The 11,482-nt window shown below is 40.0% G+C and carries 10 protein-coding genes; all 10 read left to right on the top strand.

The window, feature by feature from the left end:
- On the top strand, window positions 1-423 hold a 423-nt coding region (locus M997_RS12175; RefSeq protein WP_211267751.1), incomplete at its 5' end, for a MotA/TolQ/ExbB proton channel family protein.
- 2 nt (window positions 424-425) lie between these two features.
- The gene (gene motB, locus M997_RS12170; protein WP_064720391.1) at window positions 426-1,472 is read left to right on the top strand and encodes a flagellar motor protein MotB; all 1,047 of its coding nucleotides are present in this window, start codon (window positions 426-428) and stop codon (window positions 1,470-1,472) included.
- 34 nt (window positions 1,473-1,506) lie between these two features.
- Entirely contained in the window at window positions 1,507-3,687 is a 2,181-nt protein-coding gene (gene cheA / locus M997_RS12165; protein ID WP_064720390.1) for a chemotaxis protein CheA, read from the top strand.
- A 21-nt stretch (window positions 3,688-3,708) separates the two neighbouring features.
- Complete coding sequence (cheW, locus tag M997_RS12160) at window positions 3,709-4,209, top strand: chemotaxis protein CheW (protein ID WP_064720389.1); 501 nt, start codon at window positions 3,709-3,711, stop codon at window positions 4,207-4,209.
- 395 nt (window positions 4,210-4,604) lie between these two features.
- Window positions 4,605-6,323 carry a methyl-accepting chemotaxis protein gene (locus M997_RS12155; protein ID WP_064720388.1) on the top strand — a complete coding sequence of 573 codons (1,719 nt, stop codon included), beginning with the start codon at window positions 4,605-4,607 and terminating at the stop codon, window positions 6,321-6,323.
- A gap of 59 nt (window positions 6,324-6,382) precedes the next feature.
- On the top strand, window positions 6,383-8,029 hold the full coding sequence (locus M997_RS12150; protein WP_064720387.1) for a methyl-accepting chemotaxis protein: 1,647 nt from the start codon (window positions 6,383-6,385) through the stop codon (window positions 8,027-8,029).
- A gap of 6 nt (window positions 8,030-8,035) precedes the next feature.
- Entirely contained in the window at window positions 8,036-8,926 is an 891-nt protein-coding gene (gene cheR / locus M997_RS12145; RefSeq protein WP_064720386.1) for a protein-glutamate O-methyltransferase CheR, read from the top strand.
- The gene (locus M997_RS12140) at window positions 8,919-9,971 is read left to right on the top strand and encodes a protein-glutamate methylesterase/protein-glutamine glutaminase (RefSeq protein ID WP_064720385.1); all 1,053 of its coding nucleotides are present in this window, start codon (window positions 8,919-8,921) and stop codon (window positions 9,969-9,971) included. The genes cheR and M997_RS12140 overlap by 8 nt, the downstream gene beginning before the upstream one ends.
- 59 nt (window positions 9,972-10,030) lie before the next feature.
- Window positions 10,031-10,420: a chemotaxis response regulator CheY gene (gene cheY, locus M997_RS12135; RefSeq protein WP_064720384.1), complete on the top strand. Its 390-nt coding sequence runs from the start codon at window positions 10,031-10,033 to the stop codon at window positions 10,418-10,420.
- 9 nt (window positions 10,421-10,429) lie between these two features.
- Window positions 10,430-11,083, top strand: coding sequence for a protein phosphatase CheZ (cheZ, locus tag M997_RS12130; RefSeq protein WP_064720383.1), 654 nt, complete (start codon window positions 10,430-10,432; stop codon window positions 11,081-11,083).
- Window positions 11,084-11,482: the final 399 nt, after the last annotated feature.

The following is an 11,482-nucleotide window of genomic DNA, read 5'->3' as shown; positions in this document are numbered from 1 at the left end:
AGTGAAGTTCCTGCTTCTGGCTTATCAACAATGGGTGATTCATTACCCGCATTTGGTATTGTTGCTGCGGTAATGGGGGTTGTAAATGCGTTAGGTGCGGCAGATAGACCTGCTGGTGAAATGGGTGCGCTAATTGGTCACGCGATGGTGGGTACTTTTCTTGGTATTTTATTAGCTTACGGATTTATTTCTCCGTTAGCATCACGGATCAGACAACGCTCTAGTCAACAAATGAAAATGATGGAGTGTATCAAAACAACCTTGTTATCTAGCATGAATGGATATGCACCGCAGATAGCAGTTGAGTTTGGGCGTAAAACCCTCTTTCTGGCAGACAGACCTTCATTTATTGAATTGGAAGAACATGTACGTCAGGTACGGACACCGATGCAGGCAAATCCTGATGCAATGAAAGAAGAGTAACTATGAAGAGTAATTCACAGATAATCAGGGTTAAAAAGCGAGGGAGAAAACAGCATAACACTCATGGCGGCTCATGGAAGATAGCTTATGCTGACTTTATGACTGCAATGATGGCTTTCTTTCTGGTGATGTGGCTGCTTTCTATCGCCAGCCCACAAGAATTAACGCGTGTAGCAGAATATTTTCGTACACCACTAAAAGTCGCTATTGAAAAAGGGCGCTTTAGTGGCGATGCAACAAATCCTATTCCTGGTGGTGGTCGTGATCCTGTCTACAATGAAGGTGATATTTTGCCCAAAGGGCAGGAAGATAAACAGCTCAATGAAAAACAACAGTTTCGTCGTTTAAAAGATAATTTAGAGCAAGTCATTTTAAATGATCCTCGCTTAAAAGATCTTAAACCACATTTGCTGATCGATATGATGGATGAAGGATTACGTATTCAGATTATTGATAAAGAAAGCCGCCCAATGTTTAGGGTGGGCAGTGCCATAGTTGCGCCTTATATGAAGGATATTCTAACTGCTATTGCACCCATTCTTAATGATACGCCTTATAAAATAAGTCTATCAGGTCATACCGATGATCTTCCTTATGCCAGTGGTGCAATGAAATATAGCAACTGGGAATTATCGACAGATCGTGCAAATGCCTCTCGCCGAGAACTTATTGGTGCAGGTCTAAACGAGTGGAAAATTTTACGAGTTGTTGGAATGGCATCAACTGTTCATTTAGTCAAAGAGGATGGTTTTGCTCCTGCAAACCGACGGATCACAATCCTTGTGTTAACTAAGCAGGCAGAACAAAAAATTATACATGAGAATGAGCGGGTTGCACCGACAGTAAAAGAGGCATCAGAAGTTGAGCCTCTACTTTCAGGGCAAGAAACCCCACAAGAAAAAGCAGGAAATACACAGACACAACCGTCTGTGTCTTCTGCATCTGAGCTTCCCGAATCAAAAAAGGAAAATGTTGAAACAGGAGTTTCTGGGGAAAGTTTGCCATCACAATCGACAAATATTACGACAAGACAGGGTGCAAGCTCTTAATTGTTAGTAATCGCGTAAAGGTGAATGAGTAACGATGGATATTACTGAGTTTTATCAAACATTTTTTGATGAAGCAGATGAGTTGTTAGCTGATATGGAGCAGCATCTTCTATTACTTGATCCGCAAAACCCGGATCAAGAACAGATGAATGCTATTTTCCGTAGTGCGCACTCCATAAAAGGAGGGGCCGCAACATTTGGCTTCGTTAAACTTCAGCAGACCACTCATGTGCTTGAAAACTTGCTCGACAGTGCAAGACGCCATGAGATGGTGCTCACCGACGACATTATTAACCTGTTTCTGGAAGCGAAAGATATTATGCAACAGCAATTGGATGCACATAAAAACTCACAAGAACCGGATGAGGAAACATTTAACTATATTTGTGAGAAGTTGCGTCAGTTGGCTCTCGATGTAAAAGATGAACAATCAGCACCGACAGTCGAAATGGTCGCTGAGGCAACATCTTCAGCCGTAGATGCCCCACCTCTTAATAGTTCTGATCAATCATCAGAAGTTGATAATGTGCAAACTGAAGAAGTTGAGACCAAGTCTCAACGCGCAGCGGATGGTCACTTCTACCACCACATTATTTTATCTGACCTTAAAGAGACAGATATTGATTTAATGCTAGATGAATTAAAACATCTTGGTGAAGTCAGCCAAGCTGAAAAACAGCATCATGGCCTTGAAGCAATATTAAAAACAACAGCAACAGAAGAAGATATTAGCGCTGTTCTTTGTTTCGTCATTGAGCCAGAACAGATCTCATTTGGTAAATCAGCATCGCAAGAGAACACGGGCAATAATCATCAAGAAGCTTCTGAAGTTAAAGAAGAAGCTAATGAAATTGCTGTTGCGGATAGTGTAAAAGAAAAAAGTGCTGATTTAGCAGAGGTTGCGCAATCTCCAACACCTGAAATAAAAGAGTCTACTAGCCCAGCACCTGCGGCTACGCCATCTGCTCCCGCAAGAAGGCCGACAGCTGCTGCAACACCGAAAACAGAATCGACCAGTATTCGTGTTGCGGTAGAAAAAGTTGATCAGTTAATCAACTTAGTCGGTGAGTTGGTTATTACGCAATCTATGTTGGCGCAACATAGTGATACGCTTGAGCCATCTATTTACAGCGATCTACTAAGTTGTATTGCTCAATTACAGCGTAATTCTAGAGATTTACAAGAATCGGTTATGTCGATTCGTATGATGCCGATGGAATATGTTTTTAGCCGTTTCCCCCGAGTTGTACGCGATGTAGCGGGTAAAATGAATAAAAAAGTTGAGCTAAATATGATTGGTAGCTCAACTGAACTCGATAAAAGTTTGATTGAAAAAATTATTGATCCACTGACTCACTTGGTGCGCAATAGTTTAGATCATGGTATTGAAATGCCAGCAGATCGTATTGCAGCCGGTAAACCTGAAGCGGGGCAGTTAACTCTGTCAGCAGAACATCAAGGCGGCAATATTTGTATTGAAGTGACTGATGATGGTGCTGGGTTAAATCGCGAACGTATTTTGAAAAAAGCGATGTCTTCAGGACTTTCTGTTTCCGAGAATATGAGTAATGAAGACGTCGCAATGCTGATTTTTGCACCTGGTTTCTCTACGGCCGAAGTCGTTACTGATGTGTCTGGTCGTGGTGTGGGTATGGACGTTGTAAAACGAAATATCCAAGAAATGGGTGGTCAAATTCAAATTAGTTTTGAAGTTGGCAAAGGGACGCGTATTCGTATTTTACTTCCGCTAACGTTAGCCATTTTAGATGGAATGTCGGTAAAAGTTCAGGATGAAGTCTTTATTTTACCACTAGGCACTGTTGTCAGCTCGTTACAACCTGAAGAGGATGATATTTATCCACTTGCGGGTGATGAAAAATTATTGCAAGTAAGGGGTGAATACTTACCGCTTATTGAACTGCATCGTACTTTTAATATTGAAGGTGCTCAAACTGATATTACGCAAGCTATTGCCGTAATAGTACAAAGCGCAGGACGTCGCTATGCATTATTAGTTGATAAATTAGTTGGTCAGCATCAGGTTGTGGTTAAAAATATAGAAAGTAATTACCGAAAAGTTCCGGGTATTTCTGCGGCAACAATAATGGGTGATGGCAGTGTTGCTTTAATTCTTGATGTGCCAGAATTACAACGTTTAAGTCATACACAAATGACAAAAAAGAAAAAGAATACAACTGCAAGTGCAGTTATTTAATAGTGAGGATAAAATAAGATTATGGCTTCGGAACATTTCGAGAAATTATCCGGTGAAACTGTTGGACAAGGATTTCTAATTTTTACGCTGGGCGATGAAGAATACGGAATTGATATTTTAAAAGTACAAGAAATTCGTGGATATGACCAAGTTACTCGTATTGCTAATGCTCCAAGCTTTATTAAAGGGGTAACTAACTTACGGGGTGTAATTGTTCCGATAGTTGATCTACGTATTAAATTTTCACAAGAAAATGTGACTTATAATGACAATACTGTTGTTATTGTGGTTAACTTATTAAACCGTGTTGTGGGCATTGTTGTGGATGGCGTTTCTGATGTTCTTACGCTAAAACCAGAGCAAATCTGCCCTGCGCCAGAGTTTGCCGTCACAATGTCAACCGAATATTTAACAGGACTTGGTACTTTAGATGAAAGAATGCTGATCCTGGTTGATATTGAAAAATTACTCAATAGCGAAGAAATGGAATTAGTTGATAGCGCAACAATCCAAGCTAAATAAATTTTATTTTTTAAAAATATATTTATTCTAATACTGTTCCGGTAGTTTTACCGGAATAGCTATTTTTATATTTTATATTTTTTCATTAAATAGAAATAAAAATTTCACTTAATTTAAACTTAAGCGAAATTAGGGATTAAAAAATAAATTTTTAATTTCATTTAAGTTTTGTTTCTTTGGTTTATTAAATTAAGAATGCCAATTAATTACCTGTAGTATTATTATTTTTACAAATATAACTATAAAGTTTTTTATGCTAATCATTTTAATATTGAACAATATTAACACCATTTACTAATAGAGTAAAAACGGCATTAAGGCGAATGAAAACCTATAAAGTTTCTCTTAAGTCTGCCGATAACTTGCTCATACCATTTATTATAAAAAGGGAAACTATGTTTAGCCGAATGAAAATAGTGACTGGATTATTATCCATTCTTCTGTTGTTTGGTGTTTTGCAATTTATATCCGGGGGTGTTTTCTACTCAAATATTGTAGAAACAAGAAGTGACCTTGATAAAACACTAACGATACAAGAGCAACGTGAGCGCTTGGATGAAACCTGGGCTAACTTACTACAAGCGCGTAATAATATTAATCGTGCCGCGATTAGCTATCTATTACAAGATAGAGAGATGAAAGTTGACGAATCATTATCAACCGATTATCTCACCGGTCTTGCACGTAAAAATATGGCGCGTGCCGATGAGAAATTCAAAGAATTTGAAAAGAACATTACGGCTTTTGCCGTTCATTCAGAAGATGATGTTCGTGCCTTAAAGGGGCGCTTTATTGAATATTTCTCAGCATTAAATCAGCTGGAAATTCTCCTTCAAGATAAAAACTTGAAGGATTTTTTTGAACAACCCACTACGACTTATCAAGATGGATTCTATAAAGAATACCTCTCTTATGTAATGCGTAATGAGAAATTTAATGAAGAGTTAAACCTGGCATTAGAAGCTTCTCATCAACGTACAGTCGCGACTATGGTTGCATTAGCCGTTATCGTCATTACTGCATTAATTCTATGCTGGTTTGCGCTGCGTAATGCATTGATTAGACCATTAAATGCACTTTTATTAAGTATTAAAACCTTCTCAGAAGGTGATTTACGTCCAAATATTGAAGTGAAAGGGCGTAACGAGATGAGCATGTTAGCCAGCGGATTGAAACACATGCAACAAGAGCTCATCCATACCGTTCGCGGTGTTTATCAGAGTACAGAAAATATTTATAACAGCACTAGCGAAATTGCTGCTGGGAATAATGATTTATCTGCACGTACTGAAGAGCAGGTGGCATCACTAGAAGAAACTGCGGCAAGTATGGAACAGTTAACTGCGACGGTTAAACAAAACGCAGATAACGCTCGTCAAGCAAGTAACCTTGCGAATGATGCTTCAGATATCGCCCGCCAAGGCGGAAAAGTTGTTGCTAATGTGGTGCAAACAATGCACGACATAGCCGGAAGTTCTCAAAAAATCACCGATATCACAGCAGTGATTGATGGCATCGCATTCCAGACCAATATTTTGGCGTTGAATGCGGCTGTTGAAGCTGCAAGAGCTGGTGAGCATGGTCGCGGATTTGCGGTAGTTGCCGGCGAAGTTCGTAATCTTGCACAGAGAAGTGCAGAAGCTGCTAAAGAAATAAAAACACTGATTGAAGACTCTGTTAGTCGTACAGAAACTGGCTCTGTGCTAGTAGAAAGTGCGGGAGAAACCATGACACGCATTGTGGATTCAGTGACTCGTGTAACCGATATTATGGGGGAAATTGCCTCAGCATCGGATGAGCAAAGTCGAGGAATATCACAAGTTGGTCTTGCTGTATCAGAAATGGATCGTGTCACTCAGCAAAACGCCTCTTTAGTAGAACAATCTGCAGCCGCTGCTGCTGGTCTTGAAGATCAAGCAGTTGCATTAACCCGCTTAGTTTCAATCTTCAAATTACCGGGTCAACAAAGTCAGGAAGAAGTCGTATTGCAAGAAAAAAAGGAATTGGATGCAACCCCTGTAGTTAAAGCCGCTGCTCCACTTATAAAACCAGGAACCTCAGAAAAGAAAAAGAGCAGCAGTGTTGAAGATCCCGCTAACTGGGAAACTTTCTAACAACAACAAGTGGCTGACAAGCGGTGGCAATTTACCACCGCTTTAAACGAGGTGAAGGCATGTTTAGGTTTCGCAAATTAAAGATATCCACCAGTCTATATATATTACTGATGATGTTTTGCGTTATGCAGGTGATTTCTAGTGGTGTCTCACTGGGAATAGTGCATTTGAATAACAATCAGATCACCAGAATAGATTTAGATACTTCCAAGCGAGATGAATTAGGATTAAGTTGGGCATCTTTGATACAGACCCGCAATGCGATTAATCGTGTTGCTATCGCAATGAAAACTGAACAGTCAACGGATTATATTCAATCTATTGAATCAATAGCACTTTCACGCTTGGAAACGGCGAATACTCATTTTCAAACTTTCCTCGCTGATATTAATAAAGAGGCGATACCTGAAGAAGAGAAAGAGATAGTTGATTCTGTAAAAAGTGATTATCAAGCGTTATATAGCGCATTAAAAGATTTACACCGAATGCTCAAAAGTGGTGACTTCCAAGGATATTTAGATCAACCGACAGAACGTTATCAAACAGCAATGGAAAATTCATTTAATACCTATATGAATTATGTACAAAATGAAATCACTGACTCTATTGAACAAGGACATCAATCTTATTCTATTGCTATTTTGATGTTTATCGGTGCAATAGCGATGGTTATTGTCGTGTCAATTGCTGCTCATCGCTGGCTAAGTTTTAATATCATTAAGCCTTTCGCAAGTTTAAGCCATTACTTCAATGATGTTGCTACCGGCAAATTAAATCGTGAAATCCTCGTTTTTACTGATGATGAAATTGGTGATGTGTTTCGCAAGCTTCGGGATATGCGAGGCAAACTTGCAGGTTCTATTCGTATTGTACGCGACAACAGTCATGCGATGCATTCTGGTATTCAGGAAATTTCTAGAGGAAATACTGATCTCTCTTCTCGCACCGAGCAACAAGCTGCTTCTTTAGAAGAAACTGCGGCTAGCATGGAGCAGTTAACAGCAACAGTTAAACAGAATGCGGATAACGCTTTGCAGGCGAGTAAGCTTGCGGAGTCTGCATCTGAAACAGCGATACGTGGTGGTGAAATCACTCACAGTGTTGTTGAAACGATGGATGCGATTACACAAAGTTCTCAAAAGATAGGGGCTATTATCAGTGTGATTGATGGTATTGCGTTCCAAACCAATATATTGGCACTTAACGCGGCAGTGGAAGCTGCTCGTGCAGGGGAACAAGGGCGTGGATTCTCTGTTGTTGCAGGAGAAGTTCGTAACCTTGCCCAGCGTAGTGCTGATGCTGCTAAAGAAATTAAGTTATTGATTGATGAATCTGTTTTACGCGTCTCTCAAGGTTCTCAATTAGTCAATAATGCAGGGCAAACAATGGAGGAACTCGTCACATCAGTAAATAAAGTCACTGAGTTAATGGCAGAAATCGCCTCCGCTTCTGACGAACAAAGCAGAGGTATTCACCAAGTCGCTGATGCAGTCAGTCAGATGGATCAGGTGACACAGCAAAACGCTGCACTGGTGGAGCAATCAGCATCTGCTGCCGCAGCATTAGAAGATCAGGCTAATAACCTTGTTAATGCTGTATCGGCATTCGAGTTGCCTGAAACGGATGAGAACGAGTCTTCTCAATCCCTAGAAGGTAATGGGTTGAAAAAAGCAGATAAAAAATCATTTTTTAAAAAGACCCATTAAAAAATAATGAAACGTAATGTTACTGAAGTCTTATCAGATATCGCTGCTCAACCGTTAGACATATTTGCCCAACGGTTCATGTTGTCCGATGATCAGTTTCAATCCATATGCCAATTGATTTATCAAAAGGCAGGCATTGTGCTGACTAACAACAAAAGGGAGATGGTCTATAACCGTCTCACTAGGAGGTTACGTGAATTACGGATGAATAACTTTGGTGACTATCTTGCGTTTCTTAAAAGTGATGTACGCAACCCTGAATGGCAAGAGTTTATTAATGCATTAACGACTAATCTCACTGCATTTTTCAGGGAAGCGCATCATTTTCCTATTTTGGCAAAACATGCCAGAAAAAGGGCAGGAGGAGTCTACCGAGTATGGTGTGCAGCTGCATCTACTGGAGAAGAGCCTTATTCAATAGCGATGACTTTACGCGATGTTTTTGGAAACAATCCCTATAAAACAAAAATTATTGCCAGCGATATCGATACGAATGTGTTGGATAAAGCCCGTAAAGGTGTTTACCGACAGGAAGAGCTTAAAACATTAAATGAGGAATATTTAAAAAAATATTTTCTCAAAGGTGTCGGCGATTTTGAAGGATACGTGAAAATTAGACAGCAAATCAGCGAGATGGTCTCTTTTCAGTATTTGAATCTACTCGAAAGGCAATGGAATTTAGAAGGTGGTTTTGATGCGATATTTTGTCGTAATGTGATGATTTATTTCGATAAAGCAACACAACAAAGCCTACTTAGCCGTTTTATTCCATTACTTAAGCCAGATGGAATGCTATTTGTTGGGCATTCTGAAAATGTAAGCCAGCTTAGCAAGGAATTCTACTTGCATGGGCATACCGTTTACGGGCTGACACCAGCAAGGAGAGGTTATGAATAAAATAACGGTACTCTGTGTTGATGATTCGGCGTTAATGCGTCAAATCATGCGAGAAATAATCAATAGTCACAGTGATATGGAGGTCGTTGACTGTGCTCCAGATCCGATTGTTGCACGTGACTTGATAAAAAAGTACAACCCTCAGGTATTAACGTTAGACGTTGAAATGCCACGAATGGATGGTATTGATTTCTTGGAAAAACTGATGCGGTTAAGGCCAATGCCTGTAGTGATGGTTTCATCATTAACTGCAAAAGGTTCAGAGGTGACGCTAAAAGCATTAGAGCTGGGTGCAGTTGATTTTGTGACTAAACCACAATTGGGTCTGCGTGAAGGTATGCTGGCTTATAGTGAATTAATCGCAGAAAAAATTCGTGCAGCCGCTCAGGCTAGACTTAGTCGCCGTGAAGTAAAAGCCCCGCCTTCTAAGGCGATATCATTTACTCCAATGATATCAAGTGAAAAGTTGATTGCAGTGGGTGCTTCAACAGGTGGAACAGAGGCAATTCGTAACTTTTTAGAGCCATTACCTATTACGAGCCCTGCGGTATTAATTACCCAACATATGCCCGCAGGGTTTACACACTCATTTGCAGAACGCCTTAATCGTTTATGCCAGATAAGTGTAAAAGAAGCAGAAGATGGCGAGCGCGTATTACCTGGTCACGCCTATATTGCACCAGGTGATTTCCATATGGAACTTCGTCGTAATGGTGCTAATTACCAGATCCATATTAATAAAGACCCCGCGGTGAATCGCCACCGTCCTTCAGTTGATGTGCTGTTTAGATCGGTTGCGAAATATGCAGGGCGTAATGCGATAGGCGTTATTTTAACAGGGATGGGAAATGATGGCGCCGCAGGCTTATTAGAAATGCGTCGTGCAGGTAGCTACACCTTTGCACAAGATGAAGCGAGTTGCGTCGTCTTTGGCATGCCTCGAGCTGCGGTTGAACTGGGCGCAGTTGATGAGGTGAAAAGTATCAATGCAATGAGCAAAGCGGTATTGATGAAAATCAGTAGTACGCAATCATTGCGCATCTGATTTAGTTCAGTTTAAAAAGTAATACAGTCATTTGCCGATATATTTTGAAGGAGTTTTCAATGGCAAGTAAGGATCTGAAATTTTTAGTGGTTGATGATTTTTCAACAATGCGCCGCATAGTTCGTAATTTACTAAAGGAATTAGGTTTTACGAATGTAGATGAAGCAGAAGATGGTGCTGACGCGTTAGCTAAATTACGCAATTCGACTATCGACTTTGTTATCACAGACTGGAACATGCCAAATATGGATGGTCTAGAGCTGTTGAAAAATATTCGTAGTGATGCTGGATTAGCGGCAACACCGGTACTTATGGTGACCGCCGAAGCCAAAAAAGAAAACATTATTGCAGCAGCGCAAGCGGGTGCAAGTGGATATGTTGTTAAACCTTTTACAGCAGCTATTCTCGAAGAAAAACTAAATAAAATTTTTGAAAAACTGGGCATCTAAGGAGTCACAATGAGTGGGAATCCAATTATGCCGAAAGATAATATCGATAACACATCAGATATTATCAGCCGGATCGGACAATTGACGCGGATGTTACGCGACAGTTTGCGAGAATTAGGATTGGATAAGGCAATAGCCGAAGCAGCAGAAGCCATCCCTGATGCCAGGGAAAGACTGGATTATGTTGCTCAAATGACCGCTCAGGCAGCTGAGCGTACATTGAATTGTGTTGAAGCTGCGCAACCGAAACAGGAAGCGTTAAGTGCCGATGCAAGTAAGCTAACTGAACGCTGGAACCAATGGTTTGAGCAACCAGAAGAGCTAAAAGATGTACGCTCACTTGTTACCGATACCCGCAATTATTTGCGGGATATCCCTGAGTCGACGGCTTTTACAAACAGTCAATTGTTGGAAATCATGATGGCACAGGATTTTCAGGATCTGACGGGTCAGGTAATTAAACGCATGATGAGTGTGGTTCAAGAAATTGAAAAACAACTTGTGATGGTATTAATGGAGAACTTACCACCAGAGCAACTTGAGAAAAATGTGAAGAAAGAAACAGACTCTTTATTAAATGGTCCACAAGTGAATAAAAACAATGCTGGTGTGATCAAAAATCAAGATCAGGTTGATGATTTACTGGAAAGTATGGGTTTCTAATTTATTGATGAGTTGTAGGGCGATATGGATGTTATTAATATGCAGGATGCATTCGCTCTATACTCTGCAACTCTGCACGTTTAGGATTGTTTACTTTATGGATAAAAAACAACTCAATAAAACTTTAATAGTGCATTCTATTGAGGAAAATGTAAGCCGCTTTCTTAAGCGGCTTCTGAATTATCCCTTTAAGTTTTGCTTTACTTTTCTAGTAAATTGATAATCTATTTTTATTTGTACGATTTTTGTGTGTGATCCGCATTATATTTTCCTTTCTTATGCCATAGCCTAAAAAGCCCCGTAAATTTGTGATTGTTCCACCCATCAATTTCCGCTTAATTTGTCATGCTTAGAGTCATTTCATTGATACTTTTAAACTCATTATCTAAATCGGACTGA

The sequence above is a fragment of the Proteus hauseri ATCC 700826 genome (assembly GCF_001654965.1).
GTDB classification, from domain to species: domain Bacteria; phylum Pseudomonadota; class Gammaproteobacteria; order Enterobacterales; family Enterobacteriaceae; genus Proteus; species Proteus hauseri.
This window is presented reverse-complemented; position numbering and strand designations above follow the sequence as displayed.